This window comes from Vibrio atlanticus (assembly GCF_024347315.1).
GTDB lineage: Bacteria > Pseudomonadota > Gammaproteobacteria > Enterobacterales > Vibrionaceae > Vibrio > Vibrio atlanticus.
Window position 1 is genome coordinate 2,176,964 of record NZ_AP025460.1, and the last position, 20,663, is coordinate 2,197,626.

General features: G+C 44.5%; 13 protein-coding genes and 4 tRNA genes. 6 read left to right on the forward strand and 11 right to left on the reverse strand.

The genetic code is table 11. The annotated features are described in order from the left end of the window. The first annotated feature begins 288 nt into the window (after positions 1 to 288). The 3 genes from nrdA (at position 289) to yfaE (ending at position 4,086) form a co-directional block, all read left to right on the forward strand. Positions 289 to 2,571, forward strand: coding sequence for a class 1a ribonucleoside-diphosphate reductase subunit alpha (gene nrdA / locus OCV30_RS09675; RefSeq protein ID WP_065680459.1), 2,283 nt, complete (start codon positions 289 to 291; stop codon positions 2,569 to 2,571). 103 nt (positions 2,572 to 2,674) lie between these two features. Further along, positions 2,675 to 3,808: a class Ia ribonucleoside-diphosphate reductase subunit beta gene (nrdB, locus tag OCV30_RS09680; protein ID WP_065680460.1), complete on the forward strand. Its 1,134-nt coding sequence runs from the start codon at positions 2,675 to 2,677 to the stop codon at positions 3,806 to 3,808. Further along, a complete protein-coding gene (yfaE, locus tag OCV30_RS09685; protein WP_012604325.1) occupies positions 3,808 to 4,086 on the forward strand; it encodes a class I ribonucleotide reductase maintenance protein YfaE in 279 nt (92 codons plus the stop codon). Before nrdB ends, yfaE begins: the two co-directional genes overlap by 1 nt. A gap of 211 nt (positions 4,087 to 4,297) precedes the next feature. Here yfaE and OCV30_RS09690 read toward each other — a convergent pair whose 3' ends face one another. Beyond that, complete coding sequence (locus tag OCV30_RS09690; RefSeq protein WP_065680461.1) at positions 4,298 to 5,533, reverse strand: CinA family nicotinamide mononucleotide deamidase-related protein; 1,236 nt, start codon at positions 5,531 to 5,533, stop codon at positions 4,298 to 4,300. A 208-nt stretch (positions 5,534 to 5,741) separates the two neighbouring features. On the opposite strand from OCV30_RS09690, the gene OCV30_RS09695 reads away from it, so the two are divergent. Further along, entirely contained in the window at positions 5,742 to 6,653 is a 912-nt protein-coding gene (locus tag OCV30_RS09695; RefSeq protein ID WP_065680462.1) for a DUF3943 domain-containing protein, read from the forward strand. Positions 6,654 to 6,905: 252 nt separating this feature from the next. Beyond that, positions 6,906 to 7,418 (forward strand): glycine cleavage system transcriptional repressor, encoded by a 513-nt coding sequence (locus OCV30_RS09700; RefSeq protein ID WP_009848853.1) that lies wholly within the window; start codon positions 6,906 to 6,908, stop codon positions 7,416 to 7,418. Between the two features lie 111 nt (positions 7,419 to 7,529). Here the strand turns inward: OCV30_RS09700 and nspC are convergent, their stop codons facing one another. The 10 genes from nspC to uvrY all read right to left on the reverse strand — a co-directional run bounded on the left by nspC (position 7,530) and on the right by uvrY (position 17,803). Then, positions 7,530 to 8,663, reverse strand: coding sequence for a carboxynorspermidine decarboxylase (gene nspC / locus OCV30_RS09705; protein ID WP_065680463.1), 1,134 nt, complete (start codon positions 8,661 to 8,663; stop codon positions 7,530 to 7,532). 240 nt (positions 8,664 to 8,903) lie between these two features. Next, positions 8,904 to 10,154 (reverse strand): carboxynorspermidine synthase, encoded by a 1,251-nt coding sequence (locus OCV30_RS09710; protein WP_065680464.1) that lies wholly within the window; start codon positions 10,152 to 10,154, stop codon positions 8,904 to 8,906. Positions 10,155 to 10,162: 8 nt separating this feature from the next. Continuing rightward, positions 10,163 to 13,114, reverse strand: a complete 2,952-nt coding sequence (locus OCV30_RS09715; protein ID WP_209439713.1) for a pyridoxal phosphate-dependent class III aminotransferase — start codon at positions 13,112 to 13,114, stop codon at positions 10,163 to 10,165. Between the two features lie 870 nt (positions 13,115 to 13,984). After that, positions 13,985 to 14,060 (reverse strand) — tRNA-Gly (locus OCV30_RS09720). Between the two features lie 36 nt (positions 14,061 to 14,096). After that, positions 14,097 to 14,183 (reverse strand) — tRNA-Leu (locus OCV30_RS09725). A gap of 80 nt (positions 14,184 to 14,263) precedes the next feature. Then, positions 14,264 to 14,339 (reverse strand) — tRNA-Gly (locus tag OCV30_RS09730). A gap of 27 nt (positions 14,340 to 14,366) precedes the next feature. Further along, positions 14,367 to 14,440, reverse strand: a tRNA-Cys gene (locus OCV30_RS09735). Between the two features lie 266 nt (positions 14,441 to 14,706). Further along, the gene (gene pgsA / locus OCV30_RS09740) at positions 14,707 to 15,264 is read right to left on the reverse strand and encodes a CDP-diacylglycerol--glycerol-3-phosphate 3-phosphatidyltransferase (protein ID WP_012604331.1); all 558 of its coding nucleotides are present in this window, start codon (positions 15,262 to 15,264) and stop codon (positions 14,707 to 14,709) included. 46 nt (positions 15,265 to 15,310) lie between these two features. Further along, complete coding sequence (gene uvrC / locus OCV30_RS09745) at positions 15,311 to 17,143, reverse strand: excinuclease ABC subunit UvrC (RefSeq protein ID WP_141678316.1); 1,833 nt, start codon at positions 17,141 to 17,143, stop codon at positions 15,311 to 15,313. A 15-nt stretch (positions 17,144 to 17,158) separates the two neighbouring features. Beyond that, complete coding sequence (uvrY, locus tag OCV30_RS09750) at positions 17,159 to 17,803, reverse strand: UvrY/SirA/GacA family response regulator transcription factor (protein WP_004729778.1); 645 nt, start codon at positions 17,801 to 17,803, stop codon at positions 17,159 to 17,161. A 426-nt stretch (positions 17,804 to 18,229) separates the two neighbouring features. On the opposite strand from uvrY, the gene OCV30_RS09755 reads away from it, so the two are divergent. Continuing rightward, a complete protein-coding gene (locus OCV30_RS09755; RefSeq protein WP_065680466.1) occupies positions 18,230 to 20,593 on the forward strand; it encodes a DNA polymerase II in 2,364 nt (787 codons plus the stop codon). Positions 20,594 to 20,663 lie beyond the last annotated feature (70 nt).

Consider the following 20,663-nt stretch of genomic DNA (forward strand, 5'->3'; position numbering starts at 1 on the left):
AGGCTATTTTTATACAATCAAGTCACATCGAACCTCGTCAGTTAGTGGTCACTTACAGTTTTTTTTCAATCCACCACTTATCCACAAGCACTCCCATTTCTTTACCTTGAAAAATATAAGCTGTAGCACTATCTTGTAACCCAACAAACAAATGACCCCTATATGTTGTGTTTGAACTACAATGTATGGGTAGACCAAGATCACAAAGCCGAAACGTAATTTACAAAAATTACACAGAAATACACAAAAACACGGCTTTGTTCAGTTTTGTTAGGGAAATTAAGCAGAATGAACCAACAACTTACTGTTACCAAACGTAACGGGCGCAAAGAAACAATCGATTTAGAGAAAATCCATCGAGTGATCACTTGGGCAGCTGAAGGCTTGCACAATGTTTCTGTATCACAAGTAGAATTGAAAGCTCACATTCAGTTTTACGATGGCATCACCACTACTGATATTCATGAAACTATCATCAAGTCAGCAGCGGATTTAATCTCTGAAGAGACTCCTGATTACCAATATCTAGCAGCACGTCTGTCTGTATTCCACCTACGTAAAAAAGCGTACGGCGAATACGAGCCGCCTGCACTGTATGACCACGTTGCAAAACTGGTTGATATGGGTAAATACGATAGCCACCTTATGGAAGACTACACGAAAGCTGAATTCGAAGAGCTTGACGAGTACATCGACCACAAACGTGACTTAGACTTCTCTTACGCAGCGGTTAAGCAGCTCGAAGGTAAATACTTCGTGCAAAACCGTGTAACGAAAGAAATCTACGAGAGTGCTCAGTTCCTTTACATTTTAGTTGCTGCGTGTCTATTCGCTAAATACCCGAAATCGACTCGTCTTGACTACATCAAACGTTTTTACGACGCATCGTCTACGTTTAAGATTTCTCTACCTACACCGATCATGTCTGGTGTACGTACGCCTACTCGTCAATTCAGTTCTTGTGTACTGATCGAGTGTGGTGACAGCCTTGATTCAATCAACGCAACAGCAAGCTCAATTGTTCGTTACGTATCTCAACGTGCTGGTATTGGTATCAACGCAGGTCGTATCCGTGCGCTTGGTTCTGAAATCCGTAATGGTGAAGCGTTCCACACGGGCTGTATCCCTTTCTACAAATACTTCCAGACAGCAGTAAAATGTTGTTCTCAAGGTGGTGTTCGTGGCGGTGCAGCAACAGTGTTCTACCCACTATGGCACGGTGAAGTTCAGTCTCTATTAGTACTGAAAAACAACCGCGGCGTTGAAGAGAACCGTGTTCGTCACATGGATTACGGCGTACAACTGAACAAGCTTATGTACTCTCGCCTAGTTCAAGGTGGCAACATCAGCCTGTTCTCCCCTTCAGATGTACCTGGACTTTACGACGCGTTCTTCGAAAACCAAGAACGTTTTGAAGCGCTTTACGTTAAGTACGAAAACGATCCTTCAGTGAAGCGTGAAACTGTGAAAGCGGTTGAACTGTTCTCTCTACTAATGCAGGAACGTGCTTCTACTGGTCGTATCTACATTCAGAACGTTGACCACTGTAATACACACAGCCCATTTGATTCTGAAGTAGCACCTGTTCGCCAATCGAACCTATGTCTAGAAATCGCGCTACCAACTAAGCCGCTTTCTAACGTAGAAGATGACGAAGGTGAGATTGCACTATGTACGCTGTCTGCGTTCAACCTAGGCGCAATCAACGAGCTTGACGACTTAGCAGAACTTTCTGAATTGGTTGTTCGTGCTCTAGATGCACTACTTGATTACCAAGACTACCCGCTTCCAGCAGCACGTAAGTCGACAATGAACCGTCGTACTCTAGGTGTGGGTGTCATCAACTACGCATACTACCTAGCGAAGAATGGTGTTAAGTACTCAGATGGCAGCGCAAATGGCCTGACTCACCGTACTTTTGAAGCAATTCAATACCACTTGCTAAAAGCGTCCGTTGAACTAGCGAAAGAGCAAGGCCGTTGCCCATCTTTCCACGAAACCAACTACGCGAAAGGCCTACTGCCAATCGATACTTACAAGAAAGATATCGACTTAGTATGTGAAGAGCCACTGCATTATGATTGGGACACGCTACGTGAAGAGATCATGGAGCACGGCCTACGTAACTCTACGCTGACTGCACTTATGCCTTCTGAGACTTCGTCTCAAATCTCGAACGCGACTAACGGTATCGAACCACCACGTGGTTACGTATCAGTGAAAGCATCGAAAGATGGCATCCTGAAGCAAGTAGTTCCTGACTTCCTAAATCTTAAAGAGAACTACGAGCTACTTTGGAATATTGGTAATAACGATGGTTACTTGCACTTAGTGGGTATCATGCAAAAATTCGTTGACCAAGCTATCTCTGCAAACACTAACTATGATCCAAGTGTTTACGACAGCGGTAAGGTACCAATGAAGCAGCTGCTTAAAGACTTGCTAACAGCTTACAAGTACGGTGTTAAGACGCTTTACTACCATAACACGCGTGATGGTGCTAAAGACGACCAAGGCGATGCAGTTCAAGTGCCGGAAGAAGATTGTGAAGGCGGCGGTTGTAAGATCTAAACCGCAATAAACATTAAGACCCCAGAGAAGAGTTATCTTCTCTGGGTTTAAAGCATTAACAGGGTCCGTTTTATTACGGGTCTTTAAAGGATTTGAGGCATTTATGGCTTACAGTACTTTTTCTCAGCAAAAAAATGACCAACTAAAAGAACCAATGTTCTTGGGTCAGTCGGTAAACGTTGCACGTTACGACCAACAAAAATTCGAAATCTTCGAAAAACTTATCGAGAAGCAGCTTTCGTTCTTCTGGCGTCCAGAAGAAGTAGACGTGTCTAGCGACCGTATCGACTACAACAAGCTTCCTGAGCATGAAAAGCACATCTTCATCTCTAACTTGAAGTATCAAACACTTCTAGATTCGATCCAAGGCCGCAGCCCTAACGTTGCCCTACTTCCATTGGTATCTCTACCAGAAGTAGAAACTTGGATTGAGACATGGTCATTCTCTGAAACGATTCACTCTCGTTCTTACACGCACATCATCCGTAACATCGTAAATGATCCAGGCGTAGTATTCGACGACATCGTTGAAAACGAAGAGATCCTGAAGCGTGCGAAAGACATCGCATTTTACTACGACGATTTGATCAAGCTGACGGCTGACTACCACCGCTACGGTGAAGGCAACCACAACATCAACGGCGAAGACGTTAAGATTTCACTTCACGACCTGAAGAAGAAGCTTTACGTATGTCTAATGTCTGTAAACGCACTGGAAGCGATTCGTTTCTACGTGAGTTTTGCATGTTCATTTGCATTCGCTGAGCGTGAGCTAATGGAAGGTAACGCGAAGATCATCAAGCTCATCGCTCGTGATGAAGCACTTCACCTTACTGGTACACAGCACATGATCAACTTGCTACGTAACGGCCAAGATGACTTCGCATTCATGCAGATTGCTGAAGAGTGTAAGCAGGAGTGTTTCGACCTGTTTAAAGAAGCGGCTGAGCAAGAGAAAGAGTGGGCAGAATACCTATTCAAAGATGGCTCTATGATTGGTCTAAACAAAGACATTCTTTGCCAATACGTTGAGTACATTACTAACATCCGTATGCAGGCTGTTGGTCTAGGTACCGCTTACCCAGAAGCAACGTCGAACCCAATTCCATGGATCAACGCTTGGTTGTCTTCAGATAACGTTCAAGTTGCTCCACAAGAAGCTGAAATCAGTTCTTACCTAGTTGGCCAAATCGACAACGAAGTAAAAGCTGACGACTTTGAAGGATTTGAGCTGTAATGCCAACAATCAAAATCAACAAGCTGACTTCTATTGAATCTAACCCTTCAAATACTCTATTGGAAACAATGGAACAAGCAGGGTTAGAGCCAGAATACAACTGCCGAGATGGGCACTGTGGCGCTTGTCGGTGCACGTTGGATTCAGGTGAAGTCGAGTACGTTGGTTTTGCTATGGCTTACACACAAGGCGATGAAATTTTGCCTTGTATCTGTAAAGCAAAAACAGAACTATCGCTGAGTAACGTTATTCACAGAAATAAGCAAAAAAGTGCTTAGATGCTTGTACTTAGATCTTATACTTAGCTACTTAGCTACTTAGCGCGATTAGTACAATGTTGAATCGTTAACAGAAAGCTTAAAAATTTAAGGGCCCGATAATCTTCATTATCAGGCCCTTTTTGTATTTCATGCTGGCTCAATCAGACAACTCGCTGATAGCACCGAATTAGTTTTATAGTACAGGGCTGGTTTTAAGCGCCAAGTTGGTTTATAGCTCCGATTTAGGGATGAACAGCTCTTTAACTCGCTTAAGTGAAGCGAATTGACCAAACATCGGTTTGTTGTCTAAGTGTCTTCTCAGCATATCGGCGGCAACAGTTTTAATCACGTTACGCTGGTCTTCGCGTGAGTACTGACGATAAAACTCAAGCACCTGTCCCCACTCTCCGGCTTCAGTCGATAATGCGACGCTGAAAGTATTGCCTTCTAACTTACCAGTAACCAAAGCCAGTTCTGTACCGCACTTCTCTCTTGTAGCGCCAGCCAGTGCAAAGGTTGCGGCTAATGGATCACTCTTTTCAAGTTCGCTCTCTTTTGGCTCAGCCATGACCCATGAATGCCCAAAGCAGTCTTCAACCTGCTCATTCAATTGCAGCCACGCTGATAGGGCGCCTTTGGTCGACACTTCAGAGACAGATAATGTCTTCTTTCTTTCCGCCATGATGTGTCCAATATGGTCAATCATTGGCTCATCAACGCTCACGACATTACTCTCTAGGAGCTTGTAAACCATTTGCAGAAGTTTAACGCGAGTTTCTAAGTCTGCCTTAGGACCAAACAGTTTGACCTCAATAAAAGGCAGATAAGAGCGGTAGCCAAGTTCATAGCCTGCTGGAAGCTTAAGCTGGTCTAACACATCCGATATGCCCGATTCAGACAAACCAAACGTAAACAATCGACTGCATTCAGAGGCAACCACTTGAGGGTAGGTACGCGACAAGTCAGGAAGAATCTCAAACGTAACCATACGTTTGAATTCACTCGGTACACCAGGGGTGAAATAGAAAGTCGCATCGTTGATTTTCAGCTTGAAGCCGCAAGCCGTACCCACAGGATTATCAACAATCTCTGAACTCGCGGGTAATAAAGCTTGCTTAAGGTTACTGTCAGGCATCGGCATACCACGTCCAGAGAACATCTCTTCCATACGAGTCAGCCACTCAGGGAACATGACAAGCTTTTGATCTGAGGCCGCAGCCGCAGCGGCCGCACTCATATCATCAGTTGTCGGCCCCAAACCACCATTGACGATAACCACATCATAGTTGAAGCTCAGCATCAGCAGTTCTTCGATCAGAGCGTTCATTTGGTCGCCCACAGTTGAACGCTTTGCCAAAGCAAAGCCGTGCTGATAAAACTCAGCAGACATCCAAGCTGCGTTTGTGTCGACAATGTCCCCATGAAGAACTTCTTCACCAGTGCTTAACATTGCGATTTTCGTCATATTTATATCCCTTGTGGCCATTAAAAGACACGGCATTATTTACAAACTAGTCTAAGGTTGAGTTTGAGTCATTCACCTTTTCACAAATATTACTAATGCTTAATCTAAGGTTTTCTTAGGAAAAGCAATAAATTATTAGTTCCCTAAACTAAGCATTTAATAGATAATTGTGACTCGGATCAATTATTAACTTCTCATGGAGACCCTTGTGGCCAAATCACCGTTACTAACGAAGGTTACTGCTGTATTTACAATGCTAATGTCAGTTAACTCGGTTGCAAGCCAATACGACTTCGACCAACCAATCAACCTTTCTTATTCGGATGAATGCGCTCAAGATTACTGTGTTAATGAAAGCTTGTACACCTATAAGCCTAGTAACAATTATGCGCTAAGCGAAACAAGCGACCAATATGATTTAACGATCGAAAAACAACCACTCTACCTTACCGTTAGCGATGGCAAAGATTGGGATTACCTCATGGGACAAACTTATACCATTCTTGGTTTAAGTGTCGCAACCGTTGGCCTAATGACACTTTTACCTGAAAGTATCACTAAGTGGGATGATGACCAACGTGATATCAGTGCACTAGGTAAAAAATGGAAAGATAACGTTTCTGAAGGCCCTGTATGGGACCGTGATGAGCACTTCCTAAACTACGTAATGCATCCGTATTTCGGTGGTGTTTACTACACCGCAGCTCGACATGCTGGTTATGACGAGTTTGAGTCTTTCTTATACTCTTGGACAATGTCGACATTTTTCTGGGAATACGGCGTAGAAGCGTTTGCTGAAGTACCGTCATGGCAAGATATCTTTATTACACCATTCTTTGGGGCTGTTGTCGGTGAAATGATGCTAGAAGCAGAGCAAGACATTGTTGCTTCAGGTGGCGAAGTGATGGGCTCTCAAACCATGGGTGATGTTTCGTTGTTCTTCCTCAACCCTGTTGGCCATATCCACTACTGGGTAAGTGATGCATGGGGTGGTGACGCAGAAGTTAATCTGAATACTAACCCTTGGTGGGATAACAAAGACGCAGCCCGATTCGCCTACGATGCAGGGGCAACATATGACTCTCAGTTTGTTGGTATGAACTTTAAAGTAACGTTTTAAACCGGCTTCCAGTCTCTGAACTCTAAGTTGTTGCATTTCAAATAAAAGCGACAACTCTTCTAAAAGCGGCTCTCTAGCCGCTTTTTTTGTGCCCTACTCTTCATTCTCTTTTTTTGCATCACAGCTTAGTTTCAAAAATTGACACAGGTCAAACATTGTTCGATGTAACCTTCTACACTGAAATTAAAGAACTTTATCACGTGATATCAAACATTTAATTAGCAACGAACAATTGAGACTTTGGGGGCTGATATGAACAGTACATTTATCGTAAACTTTATCGGACAAGCATCACCAGCAACAATCAAGCAACTTGCTGCGGTTACTCACGAAAACGACGGAAAATGGCTCATCAGTAAAGTTAACTTTATTGAAGATCAAGTTGCAGGCGTATTAAAGATTCAACTTCCTGCCATCAACGAATCAATTGTTAAGGATGCTTTCAGTGCCAATGCTGACTTGATCGTGCAGTTTGTTGATTCAGACCACACTCACAACGCACAAGACACAATACATCACTTACGACTCGACTCTAACGACAGAGCGGGTATCGTCAACGAAGTGACACATGTACTAGACAGACAAGGGATTAGCATTCTAGATATGGATTGCCACCGAGTATTTATCGCTGGTGGTGGCGGTGTTAGCTCAAGTCTATTTACTTCCAAGATCGCCGTGAAGTTGCCAATTGAAGTCTTGATTGATGATGTCGTGAATGAATTAGAAACGCTCAGCGAAGATACTCGAGTGATGATTGAGAGCTAACGGATAGCATTTCACTTCTATCGTTACTCTTTTCTCTGGTAACAGTTATCTAAAAACAAAAAGAGCAGCTCACCGGCTGCTCTTTTTATTGTTCTGAAGCTTATGACTCAGTTACTTAACTGACCACTGTGACAGAGAACGTTTAAAGTCTTCATAGCCAAACTCATTCAGCTTTTGAACGTCGCCATTGGCGCGCTCGCAGTAGATTGAAGGCATTTTAAGGCCGTTGAACCAGTTCAGTTTCACCATGGTGTAACCTGCACTGTCTAGCAGGTGCAGCTTTTGACCAATCTTAAGTGGCTCGTCAAAGCTAGCTTCGCAGAACTGATCGCCAGCAAGACATGAGCATGAACCAATCACATAGTCATGGCTACCGTTTTCAGAGGCTTCTAATACCGATGCTGGTTCATTATAGATAAGCGTATCAAGGCGATGTGCCTCGGTAGCTGAATCCACAATAGCGGTTTTCTTCACGTTCTCTACGATATCAACCACTGTCACAACCAAGTCAGTTGTTTTAGTGATGATGGCTTCACCCGGCTCAAGGTACATCTGCACGCCGTGCTTTTCAGAGAAGGCTTTTAGCGCAAGACCAAGCTTTTCAATGTCATAGCCCGGCCATGTGAAGAACACACCACCGCCCATGCTCACCCAGTCCAATTTATCTAAATGCTCACCAAACTGTTCTGAGATTGAATCAAGTAGGCCGATAAACGCATCAACGTCTTTGTTCTCGCAGTTCATGTGGAACATTACACCATTAATCTCATCGAAGATTTCTGGTTTGATGTGGTCAGCTTGCACACCCAAACGCGAGAATTGACGCGCAGGGTTTGCCAAGTCTTGCCCTGCGTAGCTTACGCCCGGATTCAGACGTAAACCCAGCGACGCTTTGCCTTCAACAATATGACGGTACGCTGCGAATTGGCTTTGCGAGTTGAAGATCATCTTGTCGCAGATATCGGCAACTTCTCTCACGTCATCTTCGCTGTAACCGACACTGTAAGCGTGCGTTTCACCACCAAAGGTTTCGTGACCAAGCTTCACTTCGTATGGACCAGAGCTTGTCGTGCCATCGAGGTAAGGTTTGATGATGTCAAACACACCCCATGTCGAGAAACACTTGAGTGCCAATACCAGCTTCACACCTGAAATCTCTTTCAGTTGCTTGGCTTTCTCTAGATTCGCAATCAACTTCTCTTCGTTGATCATGAAATAAGGCGTTTTTAGTTCGTTGTTTTGCATGTTAATACCTTGCGGCCCTCGAGTTCACGAGGGCACATGATAATCGAACAAAGCCGACGCTAATGCATCGGCTCGATATAAGTAAGTACATTGGAAATATTTAGTGTATTAGAGATTCCCTATTACACTCGTCCCTCACTTTAGGGAATGACAATGTTCTTAGTCATCTCATGGAAGAAGTAACCATCAGCTTCGTCATTCCCCCAGTAATTCAAAGCGAGGTAAGAACCTAACTATGTATTACTTCAATTTGTGAATCACAGGCAGTCCTTGTGTCGGCTCTAGCTCTTGAACGTGCCAATCTAGACCGATTTCAGGCATGGTTGCTAGGAACGGGTCTGGGTTTAGCTGTTCCATGTTAAACACGCCTTTATCAGCCCATTCGCCACGGAAGAACTGAAGTGCAGCCGTAATCGCTGGAACACCCGTAGTGTAAGAGATTGCTTGGTGTTCTACGTCTTCGTAAGCCACTTCGTGGTCTGCGTTATTGTAGATGAATACGCTGCGCTCTTTGCCGTCTTTCTTACCTTGAACCCAAGTACCGATACACGTTAAACCTGTGTAACCCGGAGCCAAAGATGTTGGATCTGGTAGCAGCGCTTTAAGAACATGTAGAGGCTGAACCACAGTACCATCGTGCAGTGTTAGCGGATCTGGGCTAAGAAGACCGATATCACGCATGCAGTTGAAGTAATTCAGGTATGCATCACCAAAGCCCATCCAAAATTCGATGCGCTTAGCTGGGATGAACTCTTTCATTGAACGAACTTCATCGTGCGCCATTGAGTAAACTTTGTGAGAACCACAGTTTGGGAATTCAAACTCAAGCATACGAGAGTGACAAGGTACTTGTTTCCACTCTTCATTTTCCCAGTAGAAAGAATCGCCTTGAATCTCAAGCATGTTGGTTTCTGGGTCAAAGTTTGTCGCAAACTTCTTACCGTGGTCGCCAGCATTCACGTCCATTACGTCAATTGAGTCAATCTCATCGAACAAGTGCTTAACCGCGTGCGCTGCAAATACTGAAACCACACCTGGATCAAAACCCGCACCAAGAATACCTGTGATGCCTGCTTCAGCAAACTTCTCACGGTAACCCCACTGCCAATCGTAAGCTTGTGGTACTTGTTGGCCTTCAGAACATAGGTCAACCGCTACCGATGTATCTAAGTAAGATACTTTTGCTTGGTAACACGCTTCCATGATCGCCATGTTTACCCAAGGAGGACCAGCGTTGATGACTAGATCTGGTTTCACTTCGTTAATCAGAGCAACAAGTGCATCAACATCGTCAGCGTTTACCGCGCGAGCTTCTAGTTTTTTAGTTGAATCTTTAAGGTTGTTTTTACCTTTAATCGATTCGATGATTTTTTCACACTTCGCGATTGTGCGCGAAGCGATTGTGATATCACCCAGTACTTCGTTATTTTGTGCTGCTTTATGTGCAACAACCCAACCCACGCCGCCTGCACCAATTTGTAGAATAGCCATAGTATTAATTACCCTTGTTGTTCTGCTAGCTCAATGGCTAGAGTTTGAATTTTGTTAATTAGAGATTTGAAATCTGACGTCTTTAGGCACGGATTCAAGATAGTGAATTTAAGCGCACTCTTACCATCCACGACCGTTTCACCAAGTACTGCAACGCCACGAGTCAGCGCCTCCAGTCTTAACGTTTGATTCAGTTTGTCTAAATCTAGCTCACCGTTTGCTGACTGCTTATTGTTCGGCTTAAATCGGAACAGCACTGTTGATAGTGAAGGCTCCGCGAGTAGCTCTAAGTCAACTTGGTTTTGAATCAGGTCTGCCACTTCTAGCGTTTGCTCAAGAAGGTGGTCATACATATCACCCAACAGCTTTGGACCAACATTTTGCATAGTCATGAAGACTTTCAATGCATCAAAACGCTTGGTCGTTGCGATAGACTTGTCGACTAAGTTCGGCAGCTCATCGTGTTCACGGTTTAGGTAATCTGCGTGATGCAGAAGGTACTTAAAGTTCGCCTTGTCTTTCAACAACACCGCACCGCAGCTGATTGTTTGATAGAAAAGCTTATGGAAGTCGACACTCACAGAGTCTGCTTTTTCGATACCTTGCAAACGAGCTTTGTGGCTACTTAAAATAAGTGCACCACCGTAAGCACTGTCAACATGGAACCAAAGGCCTTGTTGGTTGGCGATGTCAGCAATCGCGTCAAGATCATCAATAGCACCGTGATCGGTTGTGCCCGCCGTACCGACAACAGCAAAAGGAATCAACCCTTGAGCTTTAAGCGCTTTGACTTCTGCGTCTAGCAAATCTGGCTTTATGGTGCCATTGGCATTGGTATCAACACAGCACACTGCCGCTTCACCTAGCCCTAGTAGCGAGGCAGACTTTTGAACCGTGAAGTGAGATTTGTTTGAACACAAAATACGAAGCTTGCTCGCGTAATCTGGTAAGCCTAGCTTTTGGATTGAGTGACCATCATGTTTATCAGCAATCCAATCTCTCGCTAACAATAAGCCCATTAGGTTGCTTTGCGTGCCGCCACTGGTGAAAACACCGTCCGCTTGGTCGCCAAGTTGGTATTTGTCGCACATCCAATCCACCACACGCTGCTCAACATAAGTCGCAGCAGATGCTTGGTCCCATGAATCCATTGACTGATTCAGTGCCGCAATAATGGATTCCGCCGCTACCGATGCCATTAAAGGAGGAGTATGAAGGTGTGCAATACAGTCAGGGTGTTGCACGAAGATGGAGTTTGCAGCGACAAGGTCTGCAGTGCTATCTACAACATCAACCAAAGCGTGTTGGTTGTTGTCTAGGTCGACAGCTTTGATAGCTGCTTCTAACACTTTTGGATCTAAACCCGAATAAGGGGTTTCAACCTGTTCAAAAACGGCTTTCATCGCTTGAGTGGTTTGGTTCATCACGCTAGCAAATTCGTCGCTACCGCCTAAACCTGTCTGGATGAAATGCTTATTCCATTCTTGGTTAGTTTGCTCGCTTGAAGCTGGGTCTTGTTGTAAACCGCCACCCGCTGCGATGATCGCTTCTTCCATGACACGCAGTGCAAAGTCGATCTGCTCGAAAGAGATAATCATTGGCGGAAGGAAACGAATGACCGAACCATCACGACCACCCTTTTCAACCATCAAACCGCGCTCTAATGCTGCTCGTTGAATCGCTAGAGTCAGTTCGCCGTTTGATTGCGGCTCGCCAAATTTATTGAGCTCACCGTTTGGTTGCTTGATCTCAGCGCCAAGCATCAAGCCTTTACCGCGAACTTCAGCAATACAGCCAACGCGTGATTGAATCTTCTCAAGCCCGTGACGTAAGTATTGACCTGCGATGTTCGCGTGCTCAACCAAGCCATCACGCTCGATGATTTCCAGTGCCTTAGCGCCAGACACCATTGCTAATTGGTTGCCACGGAATGTACCGGTGTGCTCACCCGCTTTCCATGTATCAATGCTCTTATCGAACACAAGCAGCGACATAGGCAGTCCGCCACCAATCGCTTTAGATAAACATAAGATATCAGGGTTAACGCCTGACTCTTCAAACGCGAATCGATGACCCGTTTTACCCACGCCACACTGAATTTCATCAAAAATCAGTAGGATGCCATGCTCATCACAGATGCGACGTAGGCCTTGTAACCAAGATGCAGGAGCTGGAATCACACCGCCCTCACCTTGTACAGGCTCGACGATCATCGCTGCAGGTTTCATGATGCCAGATTCATCGTCATTCAACATACGCTCGATGTAACGAATGCTCGCGTTAGCACCCGCTTCACCACCAATGCCAAACGGGCAACGAAGGTTGTATGGGAAAGGCATGAAATGTACGTCAGACATTAAGCCACTACGACGTTCTTTAGTGCCAAGGTTACCCATCATGCCCATGGTGCCGTTAGTCATGCCGTGGTAAGCACCACGGAAAGCAAACATGGTGTTACGACCTGTAGTTTGCTTGGCGAGCTTGATCGCTGCTTCCACAGCATCAGCGCCAGACGGGCCACAGAATTGAAGAACCGAGTTCGTTGAAAAGTCTTGAGGGAGAAAAGCTTTCACTCGCTTGATAAACGTCTCTTTTGCTTGAGTCGTAATATCAAGAGTCTGGTATGGCAAACCTGAATCGAGTTGGTCTTTAAGTGCTTGGTTAATCTCAGGGTGGTTGTAACCCAGAGAAAGTGTACCTGCACCGGCCAAGCAATCGAGAAAGAGTTGGCCACGAGTATCTTCAACTAAAACACCACATGCTCGTTTAATAGCAATCGGTAGGCGTCTTGGGTATGAACGAACATCCGATTCATGCTGTTCTTGCTCAAGCAAAATAGCGTCGGGTGTTAGGTCGTAAGTTCCCTCTACGATAGGAACCATAGTTGAAAATGAATTTGCGATAGTATTAATATCGACTTCAAAGGCGGTAGTCATAAAAGTCCCCTTGAATGTGTTCATACTCACCTCCATCAGACGCAATTGCACACCGTCCCTCTATTGATTTAGAGAGAATTCATAGTGAAACACGCGTATTGTCTAGAAATGAGATATAGCTGTACGCTCGCATAAGTCAAATGACGAATACGAAATTAGGCCGTCTTAGGACAGCAAAAATTAGTTAGCGTGAGCTCAAGGTTCAGTAATGCTACTGTTTTGAAGAATTGGACATTTGTGCAGTATCGGACAGCTATGAAGAACTGACCCTTTTGGAAATGCAGAGCTGATTAGCAATGTTGTTATTAGTGTGTTCAATGTTGGGTTTCCCATTAGCATGGCGAATTGCGCCATAAGTATCCCGTCTATCAGCTAAAGGCTAGCTGATACCTACCCTACGTAATGTCCCAATCAGCAAGAATGGTCACTACGCGTATCCCCCAGAAGCAATCGTTGCTCTTCTTGAACATTGTTCATTCCGAGATTGCGCGGAAAAGTAACATAAAGTGAAATGAACGATCAATAGTTTTTAATAATCGCTTGATAAATAGGAGCGGTGACTGACAAATTGCTGAAAATATCGACAAGTTAATCTTTAGATAAGGAGATCCCCGGTTCGCTCGTTCCTCGCGCCCGAGGATGACGACATGGGTATACAGGCGGTGTTAGTGAGGGCTTTGAGGCTGTGGCGCCTTTCCGTCATTCCCTAGCACGAGGAACGAGTTCATAGGGAATCTCGCTTTTAAAAGCTAAGTAATGTAAACGAACTTGATAGCAACATTTTGAGATAGAAAAGGAAGTTTGGGTGTGTTCAAACAGAAAGAGGAATAACGCATAAAAATCAGAACAGCAGAAACCAAAAAGCCCGAACATTTCTGTTCGGGCTTTTTAATTTGGAGCGATACATCGGGTTCGAACCGATGACCTCAACCTTGGCAAGGTTGCGCTCTACCAACTGAGCTAGTATCGCATTTGCTACATCCGTTAAGACGTAGACTTTAATAGATGGTGCCCCGGGCCGGACTTGAACCGGCACAGCGCGAACGCCGAGGGATTTTAAATCCCTTGTGTCTACCAATTCCACCACCAGGGCACGCAATTCTTTATTGCAATGCCGATTACTGAAAAGTAAAACACCATCTTAATGCTGACGCCAATCAACATTACAAATTTTGGAGCGATACATCGGGTTCGAACCGATGACCTCAACCTTGGCAAGGTTGCGCTCTACCAACTGAGCTAGTATCGCATTTTCATTACTCTACGAAAGAGATAATGGAGGCGCCTCCCGGAGTCGAACCGAGGTCCACGGATTTGCAATCCGCTGCATAGCCACTCTGCCAAGGCGCCTTAGTAACTCCAATCGAATCGCTTATTGCCATCCTCTTGGGTACGGGATGCATTCTACGGATTCGAGCGTTTGAGTCAATATTATTTTTGTATTTTTAATTCGTTTGAATAGATTTTATACGAAACAGGCTAAATAGCTGACTTTGTGTGCAAAGCACTTTGTGGACAGGCTATTCAAAGGAGATCTATATCACATTAGATATCCACTATTGATAATTTAACCCTAGGTTAAAGATCAAAAAAGCGAGCCTCAGCTCGCTTCTTCATCAATGGTGTTTTTCGTCTAACAAATCATCTTTGGCGGCCATCAAGTATTGCGCCATTGACCAGTAAGTAAGAACCGTTGCAACATAGAGTGCAATGTAACCCACCCAAACCATCCAGTCATCGTATCGCCAGATAAGTACCCAAAGAGCAAACATCTGAGAAACGGTTTTCACTTTACCAACCCAAGATACCGCAACGCTTGCACGTTTACCGATTTCAGCCATCCATTCACGAAGCGCCGAGATGATAATTTCACGACCAATCATGGTCACCGCAGGGATAGTCACCCAGATCGAATGATAGTGCTCGGTAACTAAGATAAGAGCAGTAGCAACGAGCACTTTATCCGCCACAGGGTCAATAAAGGCACCAAAGCGAGACGTTTGCCCGAGTTTACGAGCCAGCATGCCATCTAGCCAGTCAGTAAAACCCGCTACCCAAAACACCATTGCAGCAGCAAAAGGAGCCCATTCATAAGGTAGGTAAAAAACAACAACGAATACTGGGATTAAAAATAGTCTCAGTAAGGACAAAATGTTAGGTATATTCAAACGCATATTATTAGGCTCTTATCAATTGCGCTTTAATGGTGCGGGATTTTTACTATTGTTTCAATGCTTGATAAATGTTTTCTGCCAAAGAATGACTAATGCCCGGCACTTTGGCTATTTCTTCAACAGTTGCACGCTTAAGTTCTTGTAAGCCACCCATATATTTCAACAAAGATTGACGACGTTTCGGCCCTACCCCTTCGATTCCTTCCAAAGCACTGGTTCGGCGAGTTTTACCTCGTTTCGCTCTGTGCCCTGCTATCGCATGATTATGACTTTCATCACGGATGTGCTGGATAAGGTGCAACGCTGGTGCATCGCTTGGCAAGTTAAATTCCTCACCTTCAAGAGTAACTAAGGTTTCTAAACCCGGCTTACGGGTCACACCTTTCGCGATACCCATCATTCTTGGTCGAAATGGCCAATCACCCCAATATTGAGAAACAATCTCGTGAGCGCGATTCAGTTGCCCCTTACCACCATCAATGAAGATGATGTCTGGAATTTTATCGACATCAAGTTGCTTCGAGTAACGCCTCTCAAGAGCCTGAGCCATGGCCGCATAGTCATCACCACCAGTAATCCCGGTGATGTTGTAACGACGGTATTCGGGTTTAACCGGCCCTTCTTGATTGAACACCACACAAGACGCAATTGTGCTTTCACCCATGGTATGACTGATATCGAAACATTCCATTCGTTTAATCGCATCCATCGACAACACTTCTTGAAGCTCTTTAAAGCGCTGGTTGATGGTCATCTTGTGATTAATCTTGGTGGTAATAGCCGTCAATGCATTGGTATTCGACAGTTTAAGGTAACGACCTCGAGTACCTGAAGGGTTGGTATTAAAGTGAATCTTACGACCCGCCACTTCACACAAGGCTTCTTGAATCGGTGTGATATCTTCCATCAAATCGGCATTGAGAATCAAACGAGTTGGGATGGTTCTCGCTTCATTATGCGCAAGATAGTATTGGCTTAAAAAGCTCGAAAAAACCTCTTCTCGCACCGTATTGTTGGGGATTTTCGGGAAATGGCTTCTACTGCCTAAAACCTTGCCTTGGCGAATCATCAAGATATGAATACACGCTACGCCATTCTCTTGAGCAAAGCCCAACACGTCCATATCTTCCATTGAATCGTCGGATACATATTGTTGTTCTTGCACGCGTCGAATCGCTTGGATTTGGTCACGGAACGCGGCAGCTTGCTCAAAGCGAAGCTCTCGGCTTGCTGTGTCCATCTTTTCGATGAGCGTCTCAAGGACTAACTTGTCCTTCCCTTGCAAGAACAGACGAACGTAGTCGATAAGTTCACTGTACTCTTCATCAGAGATGATTGAGCTGACACATGGCGCAGCACAACGGCCAATCTGATACATCAAACACGGGCGTGTTCTGTTGGCATAAACCGTATCTTCACACTGGCGAGCAGGAAAGATTTTTTGTAGTAGGTGCAACGTCTCACGCACAGCGCCGGAATCAGGGTAAGGACCAAAGTATTCGCCCTTTTTCTTTTTAGCACCACGATGCATCGACAAACGAGGATGCTTGTGACCGCTAATAAAAATATAAGGGTACGACTTATCATCACGCAAAAGTACGTTGTATTTAGGCAAGTACTGCTTGATGTAGTTATGCTCAAGGATGAGCGCTTCTGTTTCCGTGTGCGTTACAGTGACATCGATCTTGTCAATATTGCTGACTAAAGCGCGTGTTTTTTCACTGTCGACTTTTTTACGGAAATAACTGGAAAGGCGTTTTTTGAGGTTCTTAGCTTTACCGACGTAAATAACAACAGCCTCGGCGTTATACATTCGATAAACGCCGGGCTGCTCTGTTACTGTCTTGAGGAATGAGACTGAGTCAAACAAGTTGGTCACTATACGATCTCAGTGTTAAAGGGTCTCAGTGTCTAACATTCCATGTCTAATCGCTAAATGCGTCAGCTCTACATCGCCACTGATATCCAGCTTACTGAACAAGCGGTAGCGGTAACTGTTGACTGTTTTAGGACTTAGATTGAGTTGTTCTGAAATATCCGTCACTTTCTGACCTTTGGTAATCATCATCATGATTTGAAGTTCACGTTCAGATAAGTCTGCGAATGGATTTTCAGACGCAGGCGAGAATTGGCTCAAAGCCATCTGCTGCGCAATTTCTGGTGAAATGTATCGTTGGCCACTATTAACCACTCGAATTGCATTTACCATTTCATCCGGACCTGCCCCTTTAGTAAGGTAACCAGCAGCTCCAGCTTGCATCACTTTAGTTGGAAACGGATTTTCCGTATGAACAGTTAAAACGATGATTTTAACATCAGGGTTGAAACGCAAGATTTTCTTGGTTGCTTCTAAGCCACCAATACCAGGCATATTCATATCCATCAAAATAACGTCAGTATTGTTAGTACGACACCATTTTGCAGCATCTTCACCGCTTTCAGCTTCCCCTGCTACGTTCATTCCACGGACGTCTTCAATAATACGTCGTATCCCTGTGCGAACCAGCTCGTGATCATCTACAAGGAAAACATTTATCAAACTTGTATCTCCACACTATTAATTGGCTCTGCAATCACTGTATCGTTTCATCTGTTTGAAACAATTGAACAAAGGAACAGTGAATCGCAGCATTGAGTATATCTTAACTTAATTACTAAAAAAAAGCTCTGTTGAATATGTGCTGAAACACGAACTTTAGCAAGTACTTATTAACAAACAAGCCAACTAAAACAACAAGCTTTTTCTAAAAATCAACCAGTTAAAACAACACCCAATAAAATTACACAAGATAAAGATATTTTCAATACCATTGAATAGCCATTCGCGACAATTTCACTTATTTGCTTATAGAGTCCCGTTATTTGCCTCTGTTAACTAGAATTTAGTTAGTATTTTTGCTGCCGGTTATGCGCTGAGGGTCGCTAGGTGGTAGTATTCGATTCCCAATTTCAATAGGTTACTACATTGGATATTCAGCAAGGCTTTGTACTCACAAGACAAGCAAGAGACTTTTCAGGGCGCACACAAATCGACTTGTGGTTAAGCACCCCTCAAGGCCCTACTCTACTGACAATTCAAAATGAAAAGCCTGTCTTTTTTGTTGCTCAATCTGATATCGAAACGTGCCAATCTATTGCCGATAAAGAGGCCATAGATTGTCAGTTTAAGCCTTTAGAGTTGGCGACATTTGACCAAACCCCTTTAGCCGCTTGTTACACTTCCTTATCGAGAAGCAGCTTCGGGTTAGCTCAAGCCTTTAACGGTGAAGAAATCCAAACCTTTGAAAGCGATATTCGACTCGCCGATCGATTCTTAATGGAACGCTTTATTAAAGGCAGTATCGAATTCACAGGGACTATCACCCCAAAAAGACAGCATCGCAGAGTATCGAACGCAAAATGTCGAGCTGGCGATTACTTGCCAAACTTGTCTGTGGTTTCGCTTGATATTGAGTGTTCGGAAAAAGGTGTGCTTTATTCCATCGGCCTAGACAGTCCAATGGATAGCCGAGTGATAATGATTGGCGATCTACAAGAAGCAGACACCAATATCCAATGGGTTACCAACGAGAAAGCGCTGCTTGAAGCTATGATTGCGTGGTTCTCCGAGTTTGACCCGGACATCATCATCGGTTGGAATGTCATTGATTTCGACTTTAGGCTGCTGCACAAGCGTTCGGAATGGAACGAAGTGAAACTCAGTATCGGTAGAGACAATCAACCAAGCTTTTTCCGTAGTTCTGCACAAAACCAGCAGGGCTTCATTACCATTCCTGGTCGCGTGGTTTTAGATGGCATCGACATGCTCAAGACAGCGACCTACCATTTCCGTTCTTGGTCTCTTGAGTCCGTCTCACAAGAGTTGCTGGGCGAAGGCAAAGACATTCATAATGTTCATGACCGCATGGATGAAATCAATCGAATGTTTAAGTTCGATAAACCTTCACTTGCCAAGTACAACCTTCAAGACTGTGTGCTCGTAAACCGAATCTTCGAACACACTCACCTACTCGATTTTGCTATTGAACGTTCTCGCTTAACTGGTGTTGAACTTGATCGCGTTGGCGGCTCTGTCGCGGCTTTTACTAACTTATACATGCCTCAGATACACCGAGCGGGTTATGTCGCGCCGAACTTAGAACCCGAGAACTGGATCGCTAGCCCCGGTGGCTATGTGATGGATTCGATTCCCAACCTTTATGACTCGGTTTTGGTACTCGACTTTAAAAGCCTGTACCCATCGATAATTCGATCTTTCTTGATTGATCCTATGGGGTTAATTGAAGGGCTAAAGTTAGAGTTAGGCTCTGAAGAAGACCAAGCAGTAGCTGGGTTCCGTGGCGGTCAATTCCACCGTTCTAAGCACTTTCTACCAGAGATGATCGAAAACCTCTGGGCAGCGCGTGATGTCGCAAAGAAAAACAACGAGAAAGCTTTTTCTCAAGCGATTAAGATCATCATGAACTCTTTCTATGGCGTGCTGGGTTCTTCTGGTTGTCGTTTCTTTGATACTCGCTTAGCATCCTCTATCACCATGCGTGGGCATGAGATCATGAAGCAAACCAAGGTTCTGATAGAAGATAAAGGGTATCAAGTAATTTACGGAGATACCGATTCAACTTTCGTGTCTCTTAATGGCAGTTTTGAGCAAGAACAAGCAGACGAGATTGGTCACTCCCTTGTGGCTTACATCAACGACTGGTGGACGAATCACCTGAAAGAGGTCTACAACCTCACCTCGATACTTGAATTGGAATACGAGACCCATTACCGCAAGTTTCTAATGCCGACCATTCGAGGCTCTGAGACAGGATCGAAGAAACGTTATGCAGGTCTAATCAATCAAGATGACCAAGAGAAGATCATTTTTAAAGGCCTTGAAAGCGCCCGAACCGATTGGACGCCCCTCGCACAACAGTTCCAACAAACCTTGTATGAGATGGTCTTTCACGACCAAAATCCAAGTGATTATGTTAGACAGTTTGTCGATGAAACATCCGCAGGCAAACACGATGACCTACTGGTTTATCAAAAGCGCTTGCGCCGTAAATTGCATGAATACCAGAAGAACATTCCGCCACAGGTTCGCGCAGCAAGATTAGCCGATGAGATCAATGCCCAGCTTGGTCGCCCACTTCAATACCAAAACAAAGGACGTATTGAATATTTGATTACGCTGAGTGGCCCTGAGCCCAAGGAGTACTTAAAGAGTGGCATCGATTATCAACATTACATCGACAAGCAGATTAAACCGGTCGCAGAAGCGATTTTGCCCTTCATTGGTTTAGATTTTGAAAGAGTCAGCGGGCAGCAACTAGGCCTGTTCTAGATTTAATTCTCTTTTCGACGCGACATTAGACTCGAGATATCTATTAAAACTCGAGCCAGACATTAAAACG